The organism is Providencia alcalifaciens DSM 30120 (assembly GCF_000173415.1).
In the GTDB taxonomy this organism is placed as follows: Bacteria; Pseudomonadota; Gammaproteobacteria; order Enterobacterales; family Enterobacteriaceae; genus Providencia; species Providencia alcalifaciens.
The window spans coordinates 1-22,716 of record NZ_ABXW01000073.1 but is presented as its reverse complement, the minus strand read 5'-3'; the positions used below and the strand labels follow the sequence as shown (position 1 = coordinate 22,716).

20 protein-coding genes and 1 tRNA gene are annotated in these 22,716 nt (G+C 41.7%); 6 read left to right on the top strand and 15 right to left on the bottom strand.

Annotated elements, in window-relative coordinates; translation table 11 throughout:
• Position 1: 1 nt before the first annotated feature.
• The 3 genes from PROVALCAL_RS17565 (at position 2) to PROVALCAL_RS17555 (ending at position 3,351) form a co-directional block, all read left to right on the top strand.
• Positions 2-1,783, top strand: a complete 1,782-nt coding sequence (locus tag PROVALCAL_RS17565) for a heme lyase CcmF/NrfE family subunit (protein ID WP_039862364.1) — start codon at positions 2-4, stop codon at positions 1,781-1,783.
• Positions 1,776-2,849, top strand: coding sequence for a heme lyase NrfEFG subunit NrfF (nrfF, locus tag PROVALCAL_RS17560; protein WP_006660688.1), 1,074 nt, complete (start codon positions 1,776-1,778; stop codon positions 2,847-2,849). Before PROVALCAL_RS17565 ends, nrfF begins: the two co-directional genes overlap by 8 nt.
• Before the next feature lie 100 nt (positions 2,850-2,949).
• Positions 2,950-3,351, top strand: a complete 402-nt coding sequence (locus PROVALCAL_RS17555) for a hypothetical protein (protein WP_006660687.1) — start codon at positions 2,950-2,952, stop codon at positions 3,349-3,351.
• A gap of 36 nt (positions 3,352-3,387) precedes the next feature.
• On the opposite strand, the gene PROVALCAL_RS19415 is transcribed toward PROVALCAL_RS17555, so the two are convergent.
• Complete coding sequence (locus tag PROVALCAL_RS19415; protein WP_006660686.1) at positions 3,388-3,645, bottom strand: GDCCVxC domain-containing (seleno)protein; 258 nt, start codon at positions 3,643-3,645, stop codon at positions 3,388-3,390.
• A 192-nt stretch (positions 3,646-3,837) separates the two neighbouring features.
• Here PROVALCAL_RS19415 and yegD point away from each other — a divergent pair, with 192 nt between their 5' ends.
• Positions 3,838-5,190 (top strand): molecular chaperone, encoded by a 1,353-nt coding sequence (gene yegD / locus PROVALCAL_RS17550; protein WP_006660685.1) that lies wholly within the window; start codon positions 3,838-3,840, stop codon positions 5,188-5,190.
• 41 nt (positions 5,191-5,231) lie between these two features.
• On the opposite strand, the gene PROVALCAL_RS17545 is transcribed toward yegD, so the two are convergent.
• The 13 genes from PROVALCAL_RS17545 to PROVALCAL_RS17485 all read right to left on the bottom strand — a co-directional run bounded on the left by PROVALCAL_RS17545 (position 5,232) and on the right by PROVALCAL_RS17485 (position 20,066).
• Positions 5,232-5,903, bottom strand: a complete 672-nt coding sequence (locus PROVALCAL_RS17545) for an ABC transporter ATP-binding protein (protein WP_006660684.1) — start codon at positions 5,901-5,903, stop codon at positions 5,232-5,234.
• 30 nt (positions 5,904-5,933) lie between these two features.
• Positions 5,934-7,637: an ABC transporter permease gene (locus PROVALCAL_RS17540; RefSeq protein ID WP_036961708.1), complete on the bottom strand. Its 1,704-nt coding sequence runs from the start codon at positions 7,635-7,637 to the stop codon at positions 5,934-5,936.
• Positions 7,621-8,667 (bottom strand): Fe(3+) ABC transporter substrate-binding protein, encoded by a 1,047-nt coding sequence (locus PROVALCAL_RS17535; protein ID WP_036961787.1) that lies wholly within the window; start codon positions 8,665-8,667, stop codon positions 7,621-7,623. Before PROVALCAL_RS17535 ends, PROVALCAL_RS17540 begins: the two co-directional genes overlap by 17 nt.
• A 297-nt stretch (positions 8,668-8,964) precedes the next feature.
• Positions 8,965-9,891 carry a fimbrial protein gene (locus tag PROVALCAL_RS17530; protein ID WP_392397800.1) on the bottom strand — a complete coding sequence of 309 codons (927 nt, stop codon included), beginning with the start codon at positions 9,889-9,891 and terminating at the stop codon, positions 8,965-8,967.
• 23 nt (positions 9,892-9,914) lie between these two features.
• Entirely contained in the window at positions 9,915-10,424 is a 510-nt protein-coding gene (gene fimG / locus PROVALCAL_RS17525) for a type 1 fimbrial minor subunit FimG (RefSeq protein WP_006661103.1), read from the bottom strand.
• Positions 10,425-10,439: 15 nt separating this feature from the next.
• The gene (gene fimF / locus PROVALCAL_RS17520) at positions 10,440-11,024 is read right to left on the bottom strand and encodes a type 1 fimbrial adaptor subunit FimF (protein WP_226890306.1); all 585 of its coding nucleotides are present in this window, start codon (positions 11,022-11,024) and stop codon (positions 10,440-10,442) included.
• Positions 10,987-13,623: a fimbrial biogenesis usher protein gene (locus tag PROVALCAL_RS17515; protein WP_006660678.1), complete on the bottom strand. Its 2,637-nt coding sequence runs from the start codon at positions 13,621-13,623 to the stop codon at positions 10,987-10,989. The genes fimF and PROVALCAL_RS17515 overlap by 38 nt, the downstream gene beginning before the upstream one ends.
• Positions 13,624-13,709: 86 nt before the next feature.
• The gene (locus PROVALCAL_RS17510) at positions 13,710-14,408 is read right to left on the bottom strand and encodes a fimbria/pilus periplasmic chaperone (RefSeq protein ID WP_006660677.1); all 699 of its coding nucleotides are present in this window, start codon (positions 14,406-14,408) and stop codon (positions 13,710-13,712) included.
• A gap of 63 nt (positions 14,409-14,471) precedes the next feature.
• The gene (locus PROVALCAL_RS17505; RefSeq protein ID WP_006660676.1) at positions 14,472-15,008 is read right to left on the bottom strand and encodes a fimbrial protein; all 537 of its coding nucleotides are present in this window, start codon (positions 15,006-15,008) and stop codon (positions 14,472-14,474) included.
• A gap of 77 nt (positions 15,009-15,085) precedes the next feature.
• The gene (gene fimA, locus PROVALCAL_RS17500) at positions 15,086-15,634 is read right to left on the bottom strand and encodes a type 1 fimbrial major subunit FimA (RefSeq protein WP_006660675.1); all 549 of its coding nucleotides are present in this window, start codon (positions 15,632-15,634) and stop codon (positions 15,086-15,088) included.
• Positions 15,635-15,779: 145 nt separating this feature from the next.
• On the bottom strand, positions 15,780-16,055 hold the full coding sequence (locus tag PROVALCAL_RS17495) for a helix-turn-helix domain-containing protein (RefSeq protein ID WP_006660674.1): 276 nt from the start codon (positions 16,053-16,055) through the stop codon (positions 15,780-15,782).
• 1,078 nt (positions 16,056-17,133) lie between these two features.
• Positions 17,134-19,422, bottom strand: coding sequence for an FdhF/YdeP family oxidoreductase (locus PROVALCAL_RS17490; protein WP_006661099.1), 2,289 nt, complete (start codon positions 19,420-19,422; stop codon positions 17,134-17,136).
• Between the two features lie 567 nt (positions 19,423-19,989).
• A tRNA-Arg gene (locus PROVALCAL_RS17485) sits at positions 19,990-20,066 on the bottom strand.
• A 188-nt stretch (positions 20,067-20,254) separates the two neighbouring features.
• Here PROVALCAL_RS17485 and folD point away from each other — a divergent pair.
• Positions 20,255-21,112 carry a bifunctional methylenetetrahydrofolate dehydrogenase/methenyltetrahydrofolate cyclohydrolase FolD gene (gene folD / locus PROVALCAL_RS17480; RefSeq protein ID WP_006660671.1) on the top strand — a complete coding sequence of 286 codons (858 nt, stop codon included), beginning with the start codon at positions 20,255-20,257 and terminating at the stop codon, positions 21,110-21,112.
• Positions 21,113-21,129: 17 nt separating this feature from the next.
• Positions 21,130-21,342, top strand: a complete 213-nt coding sequence (gene ybcJ, locus PROVALCAL_RS17475; RefSeq protein ID WP_006660670.1) for a ribosome-associated protein YbcJ — start codon at positions 21,130-21,132, stop codon at positions 21,340-21,342.
• Positions 21,343-21,406: 64 nt separating this feature from the next.
• Here ybcJ and PROVALCAL_RS17470 read toward each other — a convergent pair whose 3' ends face one another.
• A complete protein-coding gene (locus tag PROVALCAL_RS17470) occupies positions 21,407-22,465 on the bottom strand; it encodes a protein-tyrosine phosphatase family protein (protein WP_039862359.1) in 1,059 nt (352 codons plus the stop codon).
• Positions 22,466-22,716: the final 251 nt, after the last annotated feature.

The following is a 22,716-nucleotide window of genomic DNA, read 5'->3' as shown; positions in this document are numbered from 1 at the left end:
CTTGGAACTTTTCCTCCCCGAAATCGGGTTTATCAGTTTGCTACTGGCGCTGTGTATCACCAGTTATCACACCCTGCTGGGGTTTATTGGCGTTTTCCAGCACGTCCCAAGGCAAATGTCTCAGGGCGTGCTGTGGATCTCTTTGCAGTTCGCCTGTTTGCTCGTCGCATTTTTATGTTTAACTGCCAGCTTTGTTCTCAGTGATTTTTCTGTTGTTTATGTAGCACAGCATAGCCATAGTTTATCGCCACTGATGATCAAAATTGCTGCCGTCTGGGGTGGGCACGAAGGCTCATTATTACTTTGGGTGCTATTTTTCTCAGGTTGGAGTACCTTATTTGCATGGCGCTACCGCCGCCAAAACAGTGCATTTTTTCCTTTAACCCTCTGCCTTTCAGCCGCCATATGCACCGCTTTATTGCTGTTTGTCGTGTTCTATTCCAATCCATTTGAACGCTTATTTCCTCCTGCGATCGAAGGACGCGACCTCAACCCCATGTTGCAACATTGGGGACTAATTTTACATCCTCCCCTACTTTATCTTGGTTACAGCGGATTCATGTTGGTTGCCGCGTTAGTATTAGCCGCATTAATCGCCCCCCCAATGAAACAACCTGATGACGCAAGTCAGACCATTGCTCAACTGTGCTGGCGCTTTGCTGTTCCTAGTTGGTGTATACTCACTAGCGGTATCATCCTTGGTTCATGGTGGGCATACAGTGAATTAGGCTGGGGAGGATGGTGGTTTTGGGATCCTGTTGAGAATGCCTCTTTACTCCCTTGGCTTTCTGCCACGGCACTCTTGCATAGTTTATCGCTCACTCGACGGACGGGACGCTATCGCCATTGGAGTATGCTACTGGCGATAATGACCTTGATTTTGGCACTGCTTGGTACGCTCATTGTCCGTTCAGGGATCTTAATCTCCGTTCACGCCTTTGCCCTCGATAATGTGCGTGCCGCTCCGCTGTTTTTGCTCTTTAGTTTCTTAAGCCTTGGGGCGCTTTTTATTTATGGCTGGAAAGCCAAATTTCCCCCTCGTGACACCCAACGTAAAACATCGCGAGAAATCTATTTATTACTCACGCTCATCGTGTTTACTGCCGTTTTAGGCATTGTGCTCACTGGCACACTGTATCCAATGATTTATGGGCTACTGGGACTGGGTAAAATTTCAGTGGGTGCGCCTTATTTTAATCAGGCTTTACTGCCTTTTGGCTTAATCATGCTCGTGCTTATCGTGATATCGACATTCGGATATCGCCATATCACACACCAAGGCCACCATACATTACGTCAACGCTTCCTTCTTATTTTGAATCAAAAACTCCCCGCAATTGTCTCACACACTGGCGTTATTCTGTTCGCTATTGGTCTCGCCCTTTCAGCCACACAAAAAACAGAAACCAGCCAAAATATTGCCGTTGGGCAATCTATCTTTGTCGGTGGTTATCAGTTTCAATTTAAAGAATTACAATTGTCTGCCGAATCTAACTACACCACAGAAAAAGCCATTATCCATGTCAGCCAAAATTCAAAAAGTGGCTTTGATATTATAACGGAACGCCGGCTGTATATGGCTCGCCAGCAACTGATGATTGAGCCTGGGATTAGCTGGGGCTGGTTACGTTCTTGGTATGTGGTTCTGGGGGAAAAAACCGGTGATGACCGCTATGCCATGCGCTTTTATGTACAAGAAGGAATTCAGTGGATTTGGGGTGGTGGATTTATCATGTGTATTGGGGTACTGATAGGCTGGTTTAGGGAGCGTAAACATGCTTAAAATCATAGTCACGTTGCTCCTTTTGCTCAGTTCAATGAGCGTGCATGCACAAATTGTAGATACATGGGCATTTAACTCCAGCGAAGAACAGGAAAAATCCTTACACATAGCCTCACAATTACGCTGCCCACAATGTCAAAATCAAAACTTATTAGAATCTAATGCGCCAACCGCCGTCAGTATGCGTCATCAAGTATTTAAAATGGTTGCAGAAGGAAAAAACGAATCACAAATAAAACACTATATGACTGAACGCTATGGTGACTTTGTTTTATATAACCCACCGTTAAAATCCAGCACGCTTTTATTATGGTTACTGCCTTTATTCGCTGGCTTAGTTATTATTTTTATTCTGTGGAAAGCAGTAAAAAATAACAAAAAGACAAATAATACTGTTCCTACATTTATAACAGGATACAATCAGACTCACTCTGATACACAGTTATTAACAGACATAAATAATAAAAAAATATCCCAATATCCCTATTGGAATAGGATGAGTAATGTCGGTCTTGTCATGTTAATCTTCTTTATGATAGCGGGATATTTTTTATTTCCACGATTCAACTCAACGCTTGATCTGTATCAACGACAAAATGACCCTATTCAGCAATTTACGCCTCTAGAACAAGAGAGTCAGGCGCTAATACGCTTACAAGACGATATCCGCCAATCTCCTGAAAACAGTGAACTTTGGGCCGTTTTAGGTGAGTATTACCTCTACCAAAATAGCTATGATAATGCTTTAACCGCTTATGGCTATGCACTCAAATATCGGGGAGAAAATGCGCAACTCTATGCAGCAATGGCGACCGTGATGTATTACCAAGCGGGGCAAGTGGTTACAAATGACACACAAAAAATGATAGACAAAGCATTAAGTCTAGATAAAAATGAAGTGACCGCATTGATGTTATTAGCCTCAGATGCTTTTATCAATGCCAACTACACAACGGCGATTAGTATCTGGCAAAACTTACTTGATAGTAATAATCCTAGACTCAATCGTGCTCAAATTATTGAAGCCATTCACATGGCTAAATTAATGGAAAAAAGTGGAAAGTAATGAATAAAAAATAAAGCTTACTGAGCTTTATTATCTTTCTACATCCTTGATTGATAAAAAATAATAATAAGTTTAAATATTATAATTTAGAAAAAATATCATGACGAATAAGATGCTTGCTATCTCAGTGATTATTCTTATTGCAGGAGGATCGTTTCTTGCAGGAGTAATGACTAACTATACACCTGATTTAGATGTAATTAAGAAGTCAGAGAAGGCTGTCGAAGACCTTTTAAACTTCCCTAAAACAGTCGAATTTAAAGATGTTAAATACCATATAGTAAGGGAAACATTAGATCACGGTACGCTTGGCTATGTTTGTGGTCAAGTTCTCGTTTTTGATGCAAAAAACAGCTATACCTATAAACGTTTTATGGTAAAAACCTACCTGAATAAAGACGGCAGAAATATAGTTTCTATTCCGCTATTAGACAGAGACGAAATGGAGTTTCCACTCAAAGAATTTAATTATTTATGGCGTAAAAATTGCCAAAGTCGATAATTATACTTAATTGAATATTATCTATTACTGATGAAATTAATTATTCTTATCATTATCCTGTTTGTAGCAACATGAAAGTTTTCCTGTCATATTCGCCTCTTGGATAGGTGGACATTTTACCGTGCCATAAGAACAGAAAACACAGCAGTCGCCCTCTAATGGCTTCAATAATACGCCACAGTGAGTACATTCATAAAACCATTGGCAAGCATCCGTTGGCATTTCTTCTACTTTAGAAAATCCGCATTTTGGGCACGTAATTTCGGACATTAATTCAATATTCACTTGGCTCATGTTACATCCTAAAAAATATCCGTTTCTACTGTTCAAATATTTTATCTCATCTCATTAACCTTATTTTTGCGCTAAGTTAGCTTTGCAGTCGCTTCTATCGCCAAAAATAAAATGCGGTTCCAATAGCATTTCCTGCAAGGTTGATATAAAGTTTTCCACTTTTTTTAAAGCACCCTAAATTTTGGAGGCGAGATGTTTATTGGTTTTGACTACGGAACGTCCAACTGTTCCGTCGCAATCATGAAAGATGGCACCCCACAATTGCTACCCCTTGAAGGTAGCCACTTTTATATTCCATCGACCCTGTGCGCACCGACAAGAGAATCGGTTTCAGAGCATTTATTTCGCCATTTGAATATCTCCCCTTCAGATTCTGTAGGGCAGCAGATCCTACGACGCTCTATCGCGTTTAACCAAGATGAAGGCATTGAATTAGAACCCGAAGATATTGTCTTTGGGCAAGCTGCATTGGACCTATACCTTAGCGATCCCCGCGATGTTTACTATGTTAAATCGCCAAAATCTTTTTTAGGGGCATCGGGTTTACACGAAACACAGGTCAGCTTCTTTGAAGATTTAGTGTGTGCCATGATGGCAAATATTAAACACACTGCTGAAGCCTCAACTCAACAAACAATAACTGACACCGTGATTGGTCGCCCGATCAACTTCCATGGTCGTGGTGGCGAGCTTGCCAACCAGCAAGCAGAAACTATCTTATTAAAAGCCGCCAAACGTGCTGGATTTAAAAATATTGCATTTCAATTTGAGCCTGTTGCTGCGGGTTTGGAATATGAAGCGACTCTCACTCAAGACCAAACCATACTCGTTGTGGATATTGGTGGGGGAACCACCGACTGCTCACTGATCCAGATGGGACCGAGTTATCAGGGTAGCCAAGACCGAACCCAATCGTTGTTGGCGCACAGCGGTCAGCGGGTTGGCGGAAACGATCTGGATATTTTCATTGCCTTAAAACAGCTAATGCAGCTATTTGGTATGGAAAGCCAGTATCAGTCAGGGATCAAAATGCCACTGTTGCAATTTTGGAACCCGATTGCGATTAACAATGTTGAAGCACAAAAAGAGTTTTATTCCCGAGCGAACCTCAATGCTTTAATTCGCTTGCAGCAAGAGGCTCAAGAACCCGCACTACTCGCACGCTTACTTGAGGTTTATCATCAAACGTTAGGTTACAGCATTGTACGTAAAGCAGAAGAAGCCAAGATTGCTTTATCCGATGAACCGAATTACTTAGCCAGAATTGCACTGTCGAAAGAGCTACTCGAAGTGAATATTGGGCGTGACCAACTCATTGATGCGATTGAATCACCAAAAACCAAAATGATTGAATTAGTGAAAGAAGCGGTCACACAAGGCGGTGTACAGCCCGATGCCATTTTTGTCACAGGGGGGAGTGCTCGTTCACCTATCTTACATCAGGCAATTCAAGAACAACTCCCAAATATCCCAATTGTGCGTGGAGATGACTTTGGTTCCGTAACTGCGGGTCTAGCTCGCTGGGCACAAACCTGTTTTAAATAAGTTTATTCGCCAATGCCGCCTTCGCGGCATTGGATTCTTCGTTACTCTTCGAGCAATCGCCCTTCTTTTAAGTAACAAATTTTATTCGCCATCAGCTGAGCTTCATCTTCGCTATGAGTCACCAGTAATGCCGTTTGCCCTGCCGCACGTAAAATATCTCGGACTTCTTGTCCTAAACGTTTCCGGCTATCAGGGTCAAGGCTAGAAAGCGGTTCATCCAGTAACAATACCGCCGGCTGTGGGGCTAATGCTCTCGCTAACGCGATACGCTGTTGTTGCCCGCCAGACATTTCATGCGGGTAGCGCTCAGCGAGTGTACTCAGTTCCACCAGATTTAAAAGCTGCTGGACCCGAGCTTGCTGCTGATCTTTAGGTTGTTTTCTTAAGCCAAACGCCACATTCTGCGCCGCCGTTAAATGTGGAAACAATGCGTAATCTTGAAAGACCATCCCGACATTGCGCTGTTCAGGGGGTAAGTGAATATGTGGACCCGCAACACATCGTCCGCCCACATGGATAGTCCCTTTTTCAACTGGTTCAAACCCAGCAATAGCACGCAACGCCGTGGTTTTACCACACCCTGAAGCCCCTAATAAACAACCGATCTCACCCGCTGCAATATGCAAAGAGAAACCATTAAGTACATGGTTACGTTGATGTTTATTGCCGTAAGAGACATACACATTATCAAGAACTAAGGTTGAATCTGACACCGAATACGTTCCTTAACATAATGATTTTTATTAAGAAGACTGCTTTGACTGAGACGATGTGAGTTGGCTACGCGCCAATAAAATCACAGGTAATGTTCCCGCCAATACGATCAATAATGCTGCAATTGCCCCTTCCTCATAAGTGCCACGAGCCGCTTCCGCATACAATGAAGTTGCCAATGTTTCAAAATTCACAGGGCGTAAAAGTAATGTGGTCGGCAGCTCTTTCATTGCATCCGCAAATACCAATAGCGCACTGGTGACAAGCGCCGGACGTAATAGCGGAAGGTGCACACGAAAGAATGTTCGCAGCTCGCTTTCCCCTAGCAGCCGTGAGGCTTGTTCCATACTTGGCGGAATTCGGGTTAAACCCGCATCAATCGCACCAATGGAAATTGCCATAAATCGAATTGAGCAGCAGATAACCAATAAAATTCCCGTAGATAACAGCGGTAATCCTCGAAAATCCAATAGTTCCGCAAGAAAATTATCTAGCGCCATACCCGGAGTTAATAAGCCAATCGCCAACACGGTCCCGGGCACCGCATAGCCCAGCGAAGCAACTTTCATTAAGGTTCGACGCCATTCTTGAGACGAACCAGAAATCGCGCTCGCTCTGGCATACCACGCCACAACAATACTCACCAACGTCACAACAACGGTGACACCCACCGCCAGCAATAATGAATTTTGTAATGACTGCAACAGGCTGCTTGAAATTGTCATGCTGTCACTGATGCGTTTAATACTTTCCCATCCCAAGAAAAGAGCTGGCGCTAAAAAGCCTAATACGACGGGTAGCGCGGTGACGCACGTAGCTAATATGGCTCGCCATCCCGTCAATCGTGATGGCAAGATCCCACGCATTTGCCGTCCAGTACTGTAACGCTGATTTTTTCGACCGTAATATTCTAATGCTAACAACAAGATAATCACGGTTAACATCGAGCAGGCGATTTGCGCCGCAGCGGGTAGATCTGAGCGAGTCACCCACGTGGTGTACACCGTCACGGTGAGCGTATTCACACCCAAAAATTCCGATGCACCGATGTCATTAAGCGTTTCAAGCAAAGCAAGACTCGTTCCCACTACTAACGCGGGGCGCGCCATGGGCAATGCCACGCGAAAAAAGGTCCCTGTAGAACTGAGCCCAAGCGTTCGCGCCGCTTCCAATAAATGGGCGGGCTGGCTCATAAACATCGCCCGCATGGTCAGGTAAACATACGGATAAAGCACCAAACCCAGCAGCAAAATGGCGCCCGTCATCGAACGGAGATCAGGAAGGCGGAATTGGCGTGGAGAGTCATAGCCTAATACGCTACGGATAAACTCTTGAATAGGTCCAATAGGGTGTAGCAGGTCTAGCCATGCAAACGCCACAATATAGGTTGGCATTGCAAGAGGTAACAGCAGAGCCCAGCTAAACAACTTACGACCGGGAAAATCAAATGCCGTCACCAGCCATGCACAACCGGCACCAATGGTCATGACCATCGCGCCGACACCCAGCAACAAAACTACCGTATTCAAAGTTGCATCGGGTAACACATAACGCATCAAGTGTTCCCAATGATCTAACCCTGAGCTTGCTGCAAGACCCAATAAAAACAATAAAGGGGTCAGAACGCCAAGCGTAATGACCACCACAGAAAGTGTTAATGGCGAAAAACCAACGCGCGACAACCTGAAGGTGCCGCGCGCAGAGGTTGAGCCAGTATTATTGATCGAATCCAACTTTATCTACCAACTGGCTCGCTTGTTTACGGTATTTCACAATTTCGGTCAGTGGGAGAGTATCCACATTGATTTCACCGATCGCGTTATTGATGGTGGCATCTAATGGCACCCCTTTACGAATTGGGTATTCATAGTTTGCTTGAGCATACAGCTGTTGAGCTGGAACAGAAACCAGGTATTCCATCAGTTTAACGGCTTGCTCTTTATGTGGAGCATTACGCGCGACTGCTGCACCAGTGATGTTGACGTGTGTTCCACCATTGGTAAAGGTAGGCTGAACCACTTTGATAGCATCCCCCCATTTACGTGCGTCAGTGCCCTCTTTGGCATTTTTCATGTGACCCACATAATAAGAGTTAGCTAAACCGACATCACAGATACCGCCAAGAATATCACGCGCAACATCGCGGTCACCGCCTGTCGCTTTGCGTGCTAAGTTAGCTTTCACACCGCGTAACCAAGCTTCCGTTTTTGCTTCGCCGTCGTGGGCAATCATTGCAGCCACTAACGCCGTGTTATAAGGATGCTGACCTGCGCGGATACAAATTTTGTCTTTCCATTTTGGATCGGCTAAATCTTCATAGGTGATGCTCTTTAGCGGTAAATCTTTCTCTGCATACAGCACACGAGCACGCATCGATAAGCCAAACCATTGGTTATCTTTGTCACGTAATGAGGCAGGAATTGCATCAGTCAATGTTTTTGATTCAACAGGCTGAGTCACACCTGCTTCAACTAAATCGATAAGGTTCCCAGCGTCCACCGTCATTAATAAGTCAGCTGGCGAATTTTTACCTTCCGCTTTAACGCGCTCTAACATACCGTCTTTGACATAGACAGTGTTGACGTCAATAGCTGTTTCTTTGGTAAAGGCATCCAAAAGTGGCTGGATCAAACCCGGCTCACGCGTGGTGTATAACGTTAGGGAATCTTTTGCCATGGCAGGCAGTGCGCAGGTAACAATAAGCGATGAGGCCAGCGTAACTAAACGAGTTTTATTACGCAAAAAATACAGTTTTTTCAACATTTTGCTATCTTCTCCGAGGTGAAGTGATGCTTGAATTAGTTTATTGAGTATTTTTAACTGGTCGAAAAAAAGTATATTGATAATAAATCTCGTTTGCAAACTATTTTCATTCATTAATAATTATCGTTAATAACTATTGAAATTTATTTATATTTTATTATTTAAGATTCATTTTTAATGAATCGTTTTCCTGCGAGCATAAAAAAAGCATCTTAACGACGCCTAATCAACAAATATAATAATGAAAAGGCTCACGATATTCCATCATGAGCCTTTTCGTCTCTCTAGATTAAGTCACTAATCATACATAAACGTCACACCAATCACGGACTGCACTTTCCCTGCGGTGACCTGACCTTGAGTTCTAGAATATCGCGCGCTTAGCCCTAAGTTCACCGCTGAACTTCCTACTCGACCTAACTGCACGTTTTGGTTTGCAGGGATAGCATTACCATTGCGAACCATTTGAATTCCTACCCCTTTTGCAGCATTAGCGCCAGACAGTGTATTAGCAAAAATATTGCTGCTCGTATCCGTTGTACCGGTTAAATAATAGGAGATATTTTGGCTCGAAGCGCAATAGATAGATAACGGTACCGGCTGAGCACTTCCCGGATATTCCGGTAAATTGACGACCACATTACGCGAAGAAACATCACAACCACCAATTGGTACGACAACATCATTGTTAGCATACAAATTCCATGTAAAGGTTGATGTATTGACGTTCCCTCCTCCCACTATGTTGGAGCCAACTTGATACATCACCAATGTCGCAAAGTGGGTTCCTCGGTTAACCACTACACCACCCGCCGCAGAAATGGGGGTTAAATATAATTGAGTATTCCATGCAGTGTAATTGCCTGATTGAAAATCCTGCTGGTGAGTTGGGCTAGTCAAAGGGAACGTATAGCTTGAGCCATAATATCGTAATGAGCCTCGAAAGTTATTTAATACCCCACCATAAGCGGAACCACGGATCATATTCACTTGGTCACGTCGCGCTGATGGGTCATCGTTCTTACAAAATATTGAATTCGACAAATCGACCACTAAGTTTTGACCAGCTTGAACACTTGGCTGCAAGTTAACATACGCATTGGCGGTCACTGGGCTTTGTGTGTAGCTTAAAACGTTCCCTGTTGAGTCATAACAGGTAAACGCATATGCCGATGAAGCCCCGACAAAATAGATAAATAAGTTAAGAAAAATTAATCTAATCATATATTTTATATTCATAAAATGACTCACAGATAAGTGTAAGTGACATCAATCGCCGCTTGGATAGTGCCTTGTGTCGCACCACCTTTCACCGATATCGCCCTCACCTGTAAAGGAAAGCTAGTTGAAAGCGTTGCATCGCTCACCGATACGCGCTTTTGCGCACCGTTATTTAAATTATTGCCCGATGTATCTTGAAGTTGCAGCTGAATATTTCCTGCCGTGCCCTGATTTTTGTAGTATCCCACCGTGTCGGCAACACCTTTGAATGTCGCCATTACCACCGATGTTCCTACCGGACAATTGACCAAATCTAATGACACCGAATGCCATTCAGATGCAGAACCTGGGGAAACCAAATTGAATGTGTACAGATCGCCCAGTTCCACATTGGCAGTCGATGTTGAGACCGTGCAAGGTTTTGCCACGACACTGCCATTAACAGTTACAGTCACATCAGCCGCTTGCGTGGAAGTGATTGAAGCAGACAGCAACCCCAATAGTAGTGCCGTCGTCACCGTTGATTTATACGTCATCATCGCATCCTTTATTTACTGGAATTCGAGCGTAAACGTTGCCGTTGCTCGAATATGTCCCGCAGTGACTGGCAATTTTGACGCCATTAAACGTGCATTAAAATTGAGTGTATTGGCTTTTCCTGCGACTAATGGCGTCCATACAATGTTATTAGAGTCCGCATTGAGGACTAATGGATTCTTGGCACTATCCAAAATTTGAATCCCAGCTCCTGTTGCATTCGAGCTACCCGGTTCTATAGCAAGTAAGCTTTTATTATTTAAATCAGCGATACCAACAAACCCAACTTTTACCGCAGTCACCGCCGAACCACATGGCGTCAGTTCAATACGAAAAGGCACAGTAGGCGTCACTTCCCCTACGGAGTGCAGCTGTTTCACCGCATTGAGCAGTAAATCCACCACTTGATTTTGCGATCCAGGTGCTACCGCACAGGTATTATCCTTCACATTACCTTTAATAATAATGGTGCTATCCGCCGCAAAGGCACTGGTGCACAGGAGCAAAGAGGTCAGTATTGAGCTAAAAAATACTTTCGATTTATCAAACACAATTGGCTCCTTATTGGCACTCGGCACGATACTTACTGAGGATTTCATATTGGCTTTCCTCTGGCAGTGTGTAATTAACCGTACACTGAGCATCAGCCCCTTCCCCCCAACGTGCGATTAATCGACCCGTTAGCGGTAACCCCGTTAAATAAACTTGCCCATCTTCCGCCACAATACTGCCACCACCACTTTCATCAGAAGAGACGACGGAACCAAACGGTACTGGTTTTCCATGTCTCATCAACGTCATGAGAACTTTTATCCCAACTTTAGGTTGGAAATCAGCGCGAACCACAGCACCACGGGTTGGCACCACATTCATGACCGGATCATCAAGATCCACGTTATTCGCCAGTGTATTCGTATTCAGTGCAATACGGTTTTCACGGTACTCGGTGGCATAAGGCAATACAGCATAACCACGCCAGTCTGTCTCAACGCCCGTCTGGTTTTCAACTTTGACATGTCCCGCGCCCGGCGCTTTAACTAGCACGACAGTATCGTTCATCGGTTGACTCAATGTCAGCCCGTTTTCATGCGCTAAGATCCCGCCACTTACGCCGTAATAAACTTGGCGGATATTATCGGCATAGCTATAACCGACGTTGGCATTTCCATAAGCTCCACGATAGTTCAAAGAGGTATACCCTGTTCCCGAAGACTTACCATCGCCGCCCCCTGCATATCCTGCTTGAACGCTATAACTTAAGTTATTATCTTCCAGCAATGTGCCGTAAATACCTGCCGTATTGTTCACTCGTCCTTTTAGATCGTGTGAGACGTTATAACTTGCACTCGCATTACGCCAAATTGATTGGCTATCTGAACGTAACCAATGGCTAAACGGAATATTCACGTTCAATGCCAACATTTGGTCGTTACCTTCCTGCCATGAGTTTTTAGATAAGCTATAACTTAGGCCCCAACTAATACCTTGAATTAGGGTGTTGATACCAACCTGTAACTGTTTATCTGCCTTGTTCGTATTCCAATACGTCTCATGGCTTCCCGTCACATACATGGTGGATTGCTCACCCAATTGTTGCGTTAAGGTCAGCTGAATTTTTTCACGCTTGTTATACGCCAAGTTGTAATAGTCACTGAACTTAGGTGTAACGTAGATAACCCCGTCTTGAGTCGCAAGATTGTACCCTGACATGCGCTTATACGTGGTATCAGCAAATGAGTAATACCCTTTCGTTGAATACCGATAACCTGCTAACTGGATAATCGTTCCGGTTTCACTCATTGACTTGTTATACAAGAAACGGATTGACTGACCTTGATGGTTACTGTCATCCGGTAACTTGGCATTCGCATGAGTAATATCGATAGACAATGCCCCAAAAACACCAATATTTTTCCCGATACCTGCGTTAAATGACTGGTAACGATTGGCTAACTGAGTTCCACCATACAGCGTCCAGCCATAGGACAAACCATGCAACAGTGTGGTTTGTAAAAAGGTTGGTTTCTCCTGATTACCACTCCCTGAACGGTAATCCCCCACGGTCACGGCATATTGGGTATGCCCTTCACGTTGTAATAACGGCACCGAAGCGTAAGGTACGGTATAGCTTTGTACCGAGCCATCAGCCTCAGTGATCGTCACGTGTAAGTCGCCGCTATTCCCTGCGGCATAGAGATCATTAATCACAAACGGTCCAGGCGGAAACGTATTGCGATAGATCTCATAACCATTTTGCTTAATGGAGACATCCGCTGTACCACGGGCGATCCCACGGATCACTGGCGCAAATCCTTTTTGGCTTTCGGGCAACATATTGTCGTCCGAAGCGAGTTGAATACCACGGAAGTTAACGCTATCGAAAATTTCGCCAGGCGTGTAGCTATCACCAATCGTTAGACGGGAACGAATCACATTGATACCACGCTCAAGATAGGTATTGATATGTTCCCAGCGAGTTTCACTATTTGCTGTGCCTGAGCTGTGGCTCCATGTGGAGTTATCCCGTAATCGCCATGCGCCAAAGTTTAAACCACTTTGTAGATTCAAATAGTTATAGCTACTGTTCTTTCCGTCTTGGTTACGAGCACTGCTTCCCGTCAGGCTATAGTTTAAAATTCCTGCCGTGATCCCTGAATCCCAAAGCTCCGGAGGAATAAAACCTCGTGCTTTGTCTTTCATAAACAGTTGTGGAACAGTGATATATAATCGTTGCAAACCGACATCAAATCTCGCCGTTGAATCCTTCACGGTGGATGATAATGGTTCACAGGTATCTTTCGGTTTTGTTGTTAATTCTGGAATCGATAGCGTATTGATCCCCATTTTTGCCAGCTCATCAGGGGTAAAACAAGGGGATAATTGTTTATCATTTTTATCCAGAACAAAACGCACATCTCGCGTCAGTAAATACCCGTCATTAAGATAGACATCGACACGGTAAGTACCTTCAGGCACTTCTTGCCCTTGTTCAAATGCAGATAAATCTGCGACTGCCGAAGGGTCATCCGCTAAGAAACGAGGGTTAAAATACAACTCTGCCGTCGCCCATGTTGGATAAAGGCATGCACCTATCAAGAATGCCAGCGGAACCAAAGGAAAACGGCGCTCGAATCTGCATCCCAAAAATGATCCTTTTTTTGAAATTAATTGCCCTTTTACAGATGCCAGATGTGACATGCTCCCTCCGCTCAACAATGTTGCTCAGCAAATTTTCCAATTTGGAATGATGTTTAATTATTTTCGAGAAATAAAAACGTACGTTTTTACTGCATTTTTCCTGTCATTTTCGGCGTTAGTGCGCCGTAATCATTAATGGTTTGGTAGCTAATGGCACCATTTCCATTGGAAGGAACATTTACTGACGCATCACCAAATGGCGGAACAAGTACGTTATCCAATTTCGCTGATCCGATTTTTAAATCGGTGACAGTCGCAAAATAAGGCGTTGGGTTAACCACAATCAATGAGCTACCTTGGCGCTTAAAACGTAATTCTTCAGCCACTTTATCTGGTGCAATAGAGAGACCTGTAGGACGGTAATACAATTTAATGCGGCTAATAATCGCTAACTGTAACGTGTTTTCGCTCATGTTCGCTTTGTCCATTGCTGGAATCGCTTTCACATTCAGCCAAAACAGTGTTTCTCTATCTTTCGGCAGTTGGTTATTGGTCGCATCAATAATGCGCAGTGTATTTTCTTTAACACCTTTCATCGTGAAAAGAGGCGGTGTAATTGCAAATTGGCTATCTTTTTGACCATTGGCATTTTCGACCCATGACTGGATAAGAAAAACGCCTTTTTCATCATTGTTGGTCACGGCAAGTTGAACCTGCTTTTGATCCGCAGGATAAATCACTCGCGTTGCACCTAATGCAACACCTGCATAAACCTGAGTGGACACGGTCGAACAGAGTAAAAGTAATAAGGCGGTAATGAACTTATATGTTTTTCTGGTTTTCATGTTTACATCTGTCCTTTTTTACTAAAAAATTAAATAAATATGTCACTGGCTTTTTCGATATTTTTATTCATAAGTCAGTGAGAAGAGTGCTTGTGTATTCGCTTTTCCGCCCATGATGTTCTCGCTTGTCGAGCGATACTTCGCAACAAAATGCAATGTCATATCCCCATCACGCAGATTTGCCACTTTACGTGGAGCACTATTCACCGGAATTAAGGTATTTTTTGAATCAAAAATGGCTACTCCCACACCTTTCGCGGTGTTAGGTCCATCACCGATGGAAAAAATATCTGGGTTCCTTTCATTAGCCACACCGTTGAAGGTTATGGATACATACTCGCTAACTGCATTGCTACACTCTCGGAGGTGAAGATCAAACGCAGTCGGTGCTGAATCTTGACCTGGAGCCTTGAATGCATTAGTGCGCACTTGCCCCATATTCACGACTAAATTACGGTCTGAAGTTTCAACAGTGCAGCCTTCCGCAATTAACTCCCCTTGAAAGCGCATCCCGCCACCAGGAAGTTGGACTTTCCATTTATTTCCAGCTTGCAAAAATGGAGAAAACAGAAGGAGTGAAACTGCCAGCAGCTCTCTCATAAACTTCCACCTTTTGGTTCGTGAATAAAAGCCATCCTTGGCTTATCAAATGGGATATCCCTAATCCTTTTTAATGATTACTCGTATTGAACTGCGAAGGTTGCATCTGCGTTAGCAACACCAGCAGTTGTTGCACCCAGTGCAAAGTAACGTGCTTGGAATGGTAGTACGTTTGCACCATCATTCAGCGTGATAGGGCTGCTGAATGTTGCGCCATCCAGACCCAGAGGTGCGCTTTGACCATCTAAAATTTGGATACCAACGTTAGTTGCCGCACCTGAAGCTGAAGAAGCAACAGATAAAACAGTTGGGTTAGCTGCATTCGCTGCAACACCGGTAAATGCTACTTTTGCAGAAGTTGCAACAGTGGTGTCACAGTCGTTTAATTGAATGTTGAAACCTACAGAACCACTGGTATCACCTAATTTAGCTAATTTAGCAGTACGAACTTGGCCCAGACGAACAGTTTGCTCTACAGAACCAGCATCAACAGCACACGCTGCATTCACTAGCTCACCTTTAAAGTGTACCTGACCGCCGTTAACGGTTGTGGTTGCAGCCATTGCAGCAACTGAACCTAAAGATAAAGCTGAAATAACAACAAGTGCTAGTGATTTAACTTTCATAATATTTCCTTATGTTTATTTATTAAGTACATCTTGATAGAAAAAAATACAGACTTCATGACACCATAATTGAAACGATCGAATTTAATTAAATTACAAAGAGTAATTTAATTAAATTTGAATTGTTTTTAAGATTAAGACGCTATCACTCTATTTTCGAGTTTTTATAGACGCTAGAATCAAATAAATACTTCATTTTCTCAAAAAAAACATCGATATCTCGACTACTCATTTCAAGTGCATTAAATAATATAATAAGCTTATCAAATGATATATTATTCACGCCGTTTTCATAACGAGATATTTGTTGTTGGCTAACATTAATACGTTTCGCCAATTCACTTCCTGTTAATCCTGTACGCCTACGGTAGTCTTTTAACATCCTGCCAATATTATTTGATAGCTGTTCAGATTCTCGCATTTCAAACCTCTCAGATCATATTTCGCTGATTATTTTTATATATTATCGATAAAGGCAAATACTCTTCAGCTGTTATTAAGTTATAGAATTAGATGAGCGGTTAAAAATTGTTTTTTTCGATCGAAAAGGTAGGATTTGATATACGCAGGCTATCAATCAAGATTTTTAATTCATTTAAATCAATAAATAATCAAATATGAGTAAATATTTAACTATTCAAAATCAGATAGTTATAAAAAAACAAAATTATCGAAATAAAATATTAAAGATATTTGTTTAAATAAAATAAGCCCCATATAACACGGGAAACATGTGAAATAGAAACAATAATTTACAATAAGAACCAATATATAAAAACAAGAATACTAACTATTTAAAAATAAGAATCTCTTGTATCACAATTAATTCGCGTAGCTAAAAATAAAAACCAATCAAAAAAAGATAATCGGTATAGGATTACAAAAAAAAACATAAAATAAGCACATTAAAAGAAACAAATCGGTATATTTCACAAATTCTGGAAGCTAAAGCCAAATAATCTCGAAGAAAAACATAAAACTGAATTCATTATAGCTGAATATAGGAATATTCCTAGCAACAGAAAAATAAATATGTAAATAATTATTACCACGGGCTTCTTACCTTTAATTCGAGTTTTCCATCATAAGATTTAATTAAATTTTAAACATTTTATAACTTAAATAATTAAACTTTCCTAAAAAACATCAGTGAGCGTATTCATGAATTATCATATCTTTATTTAATCGTTTATTTGCCTCAAATCGTTAAGCTAATCACTCACGATACACATTAAAAATAGTTTAGATATCGTAATGTATTTGTTCAGCATAAATACTAAGTAATATTGAATAGATTATTTATAAAGCGCCTAGGAAAGCCGGCTCGTCAATGCCATATGCATTTAGTCGCTAACATTAGAGGATGACTGGATAAGAAAAGCAGTAAAGATGTTCGGCTTAGCAGAAGGGAAATCGACATCATTTAGACAAAATCGTTGATGTGCCTTTAGAGGGAAAAATAAACCACCCCCTATAGGGGTGGTTAAAATGTAAAATCATTAGGATGCAACACTTGCCTTCTCTAAAATGACTGGAATATTTTTATACGCCGGAATACCACATTGAGGATCAAAGTTATCGAGCGCTATCAAGTTATTTGCTTCTGGAAAATAAGTGGCAACACAACGATCAGCCATATCATAGATAACCACTTTTAGATTATCTAAACGACGTTTAGTCCTCTTTTGCTGTTTATCCAAGGCAATAACATTGACCCTATCACCCGCAGATAATTTTTGTTTTTTTGCCTGAGCTTCACTGATAAAGATGACGTCTCTCTGACCAAAAACGCCACGATAGCGGTCATTCATTCCATAAATTGTCGTATTGTACTGGTCATGGCTACGTATAGTTGCCAACACTAGTTCGCTATGTGTCGCAGACTCCGGATCCTCAATAACACCTTCCGTTGTTATAAAGTTTGCCTTACCTGATTGCGTTAACCACCTACGTTGAGCCGCTGCATTTGTTAAATGAAAACCGCCAGGAATTCGGATTCTTTTATTGTAATCTTCAAAACCTGGTAACACGGCTTCCATTGCATCACGAATTTTATCGTAATCATCAATGAAATCATCCCACTCGACTTTTGAGTTAGGGATTGTTGCTTTGGCAAGACCAGCAACAATTGCACATTCTGATTTTAAATATGGGCTAGCCGGTTTTAGTTTGCCATGTGAAGCATGTACCATTGACATAGAATCCTCAACTGTAATGCTTTGTGGACCTGACTTTTGAATATCAACTTCTGTACGACCTAATACCGGAAATAAAAATGTATGCTTTGCCGTCAACAAATGTGACCGATTAAGTTTGGTTCCAATATGAACAGCCATATCAAGTTTTTTCATTCCACTGTAGCACGCATCTTTATCCGGCATAGCAACAGCAAGGTTTCCCCCCATACAGATCAATGCATTTACTTTTCCTTCAGAGATTGCTTGCATGCTAGCCACGGCAGCGTGACCAAAAGCGATAGGAGGTTTAAAACCAAAGCGTTGCTCAATTTTATCGATAAAAGATTGGCTTGGTTTTTCGGTTATTCCGACGGTACGGTCGCCTTGCACATTAGAATGCCCCCTTAATGGACAAATTCCCGCACCATCCCGACCAATATTACCTTTCAATAATAAAAGATTGATGAGTTGCTGAATATTTTGAGTGCCATGCTGATGCTGCGTAATTCCCATGCCATAACAAATAATGGTGTTTTTTGCTTCAATATAAAGTTGAGCAATTTGCTCTATTTCATCGCGAGTCATGCCACTCACAGATAAAATATCATCCCAAGAAGTAGACAACACATCTTGCTTAAGTTTATCGAAACCAACGGTATGGGTACTTATAAATTCATTATCTAATATAGGCGCTTGACCTTTTGCTACCGCCGCATCGTGATACTCAATAATAGTGCGAATGACACCTTTAATTAATGCAGTATCTCCACCGATCCTAACTTTATAGTAATATCCCGCTAGAGGTGTGGACTCTAGCGTCAACATTTCAATTGGATCTTGCGGATAAGTAAATCGTTCTAATCCTCTTTCTTTCAAAGGATTAATTGCGATAATTTTGGCACCTCGTTTTGATACCTCACGAAGTGAACTGAGCATACGAGGATGATTAGTCCCTGGGTTGTGCCCAATACAAATCACTAAATCAGCCTTGTCAAAATCTTCAAGTAATACAGTCCCTTTACCCACACCTATTGAAGCTGCGAGACCAACACTTGTCGGCTCATGGCACATATTTGAGCAATCTGGAAAATTGTTAGTTCCATATTCTCTGGCAAAAAGCTGATATAAAAACGCCGCTTCATTTGACGTTCGACCTGAAGTATAAAACTCAACAGAATTAGGATCTGAGTAACTTGATAACCGCTGACCTATTTGAGCAAAAGCATCGTTCCATTCAATTTTTTCATAGCAATCTGTTTGCGCATTATATTTCATTGGATGAGTTAGACGACCTTCATTTTCCAAGTCGTAATCATCCCACGTTAACAGTTCACTCACTGTGTGTTTCGCAAAAAACTCAAGTGTCGTTCTCTTTGCTGTGGCTTCCCATGCCATCGCTTTTGCACCATTCTCACAAACATCAAATGATGCACTATGTTTAGGATCTGGCCACGCACAACCAGGACAGTCAAAACCTTGAGGCTTATTCATTTCAAACATAGTAATAATGTCGGGTACAACATCCATCTGCTCGCGTATAGCTTCAGCGACAGCTTTAACTGCCCCCCAACCTGCTGCAGGTCCAGTGTAATCTTCGATTTTTTCTTTCATTTTCATTACTCTTTTAAATTTAAATGTAACAAGAAATAAACTTTATTTTATTGCAGTGTCATTATGATTAATATTGAGCGACTAATTCCGACTTATCTTTTTATGAATATAATTCAAAAATAAAATCTTATTTCATAGATAACATATCAAATAGGATTAGTAATAATAAGGAATTATCATCCATTAATACTTTTTAATTCACTTGTTGCAGATAAAAATTCTAAAAAATCATTAAAATGATTAAACATCAATTAATTAAAGACTATTACTGCACTCACATTCTTACTTTATTTAAAAAACAGGACACTTTAACAATAAAATATAATCCAATTAATGAAGTGTTAAATAACAAAATGAACAGTTAGAAATTATATGGTTGAGTTTAAGCAGAAACTGCCGTATTCGTCATCGAACAAAGATATCGATAGCCAATTTTAGGTAACACGGGCGAATTACCTTATAGTTGAATAGGGAGACGTTAATTGAACGAAGAAAGGTTAAAATCAGCTAATTTACTGAATTTCAGGCATAAAAAAAGACATCGATTGATGTCCATTGACTTCGAAATGGTACGCCCTACAGGATTCGAACCTGTGACCTACGGCTTAGAAGGCCGTTGCTCTATCCAACTGAGCTAAGGGCGCATTATGTGCGCAGACAGCCTATCTGGCTGATGGCGTTGAATTATACGGTTGCTGAGCGCCGAGTCAATGGGTTTTCACTACTAAAATAACGATATGGTTACTTTATATAACAGATAGACCTGACATTACGAACAAGTTCTGACAAAATAGAGCCATCCCCCGCGTCTCATATATGGATTAAGTTACAGATGTTAGCAAAAATTATTGATGGGAAAACGATTGCGCAAGCAATTAGACAGGAAGTTGCTCAAAAAGTACAAACTCGTATTGCCAATGGTAAACGAGCACCGGGTCTTGCCGTGATTCTGGTAGGCGCTAACCCTGCGTCTCAAATTTACGTTGGCAGCAAGCGACGTGCCTGCGAAGAAGTTGGCTTTCTATCTCGCTCTTATGATTTACCAGACACGACCACTGAAGCCGAGCTTCTCAAACTTATCGATGACTTAAACCAAGACACTGACATTGATGGTATTTTAGTTCAATTACCACTCCCAGCGGGTATTGATAACGTTAAAGTGATTGAGCGAATTCACCCTGACAAAGACGTAGACGGCTTCCATCCATATAACGTAGGTCGTTTATGTCAACGAGCGCCTCGCTTACGCCCATGCACACCAAGAGGGATTGTGACCCTACTTGAGCGTTATGATATTAATACTTACGGTTTAAATGCCGTTATCATTGGCGCATCAAATATTGTTGGTCGTCCAATGAGCCTTGAATTATTATTAGCAGGCTGTACCACCACCGTTACCCACCGCTTCACTAAAGATCTCGAACAGCATGTCCGCAATGCAGATTTGCTCGTTGTCGCTGTCGGTAAACCTAATTTTATTCCGGGTGAGTGGATCAAACCAGGCGCTATTGTTATTGATGTGGGTATTAACCGCTTAGAAAATGGCAAGGTGACCGGTGATGTTGATTTTGATGAGGCATCAAAACGCGCTGCATGGATCACTCCAGTACCGGGCGGTGTTGGACCTATGACCGTGGCAACTCTGATCCAAAACACGTTACAGGCGTGCGAAGAGTACCACGATATTTAATGTAATTTGGAGTCACAATGGATATTTTTCATCTTGATGGTCATCCCCACATTGAGCTATGCGACCTATTAAAAATTGAAGGTTGGGCTGAAAGTGGCGCAATGGCAAAAGCAATGATTGCTGATGGCTTAGTGCAAGTTGATGGCGTTGTTGAAACGCGTAAACGCTGCAAAATTGTCGCAGGAAAAATTGTTTCCATGGGAAGCGAACAAATTCAAATTCAAGAATAGTTAGCCTAGGTAAGCTGAAAAATATCAGCTTACCTCCTCCTATCTGAGAAAGCACTTCAGAGTATTATTTCAGGTATTTCTGCAAATCAACCAGAGTATTGTATTGAGCCTCTGTCTGTACCATATCCATATTCCCTGATGTCCTGAGTCCAACCACAATGTCATCCACGGTCAATCTATTATCTTTTTTTGTTAATTGCATCGCCGCGGCTAAAACACCTGTGCGCCCTATCCCTGCTTTACAATGAATAACTGGAAGAGGTTTATTCCTCCCTTCAATATCTACACCCTGATATTTTTTTAATTTAATCAAACTGCCATGGGTCAGTATATCCACCATGCGACTCAATTTTTTCAATTCGCTCGTTGTGATCGTTTTTCCATCATCCCAATTAATAATATGAATAACGGGCAAATTATGGGCTCGACCCCGCCCTTTAATCTCCAATTTATATTGGCTAAACATTAGCGGCATCTTATCTTTTTGATCGACATTTTTATCTACCCGATAATTTACCCGCAACCTCAATGAGGTTACTTCAATGTCACCATATTGTTTTGAACCCATAAAATAGGCAGGTAGCCTCTGTTCTGCTCCAAACGAAGTATTAATTTCACTTTTTGAAGATAACACAACCAGCAATGGCGCTTTATTTTCCATCAACATGGTCAAATGGTTTTCAATCGCTTGAGTTTCGTTTTTAGGATACTGGCAGCGTATCGCAAGATTATCGCCTTTGATCTGTAATCGATTTGCCGATAATAAAATTCGTTGATAGGCTTTATTTAAAATCGATATCTGCGTTTGCTTCGCACTCCCAATATTCGGATACCGTTGTCCTCTATCTTGAGTGTCATATTCAATGTTTTTTTCATTTATCGATAACTGTGTTTTTTCTTTCAATTTATCAAATTCAGACTGTTTGGGAACAAGAGATATATTCAGTTTTAATTTAGGGCGCTTATTCAATGAGACTTTAGGATTTACCACAACCGAGCTAGTTTGTGGCGTGTTTTTGACTGCATTAAGCTCAGTCAAAACTGGGTGATTGACTGCTACGGAAGTCGATGGAGTCGCAACTGCTTGTATCATTGCAGGGCGAGTTGACGTTATCGGGAACATAATTATCCTTACTATGTCATTAAAAGAATACAACTCGATTCATTGAACAGTATTCATTCCTTCTCCTTACCTCGCTTGCACATTTAGCGGTTGAATTCATGAAAAAAACCCACCAAAAACAGATCATTTTTAGTGGGTTTTATTCTTATTTGTTAGCCTGATTAACCTGAATTCTCTAAATTATTCGAATTGTAGCAAGGCGCCAATCCCTAGGAGCATACATAAGTATGTGACCCGAGTAGCCGGGTGAC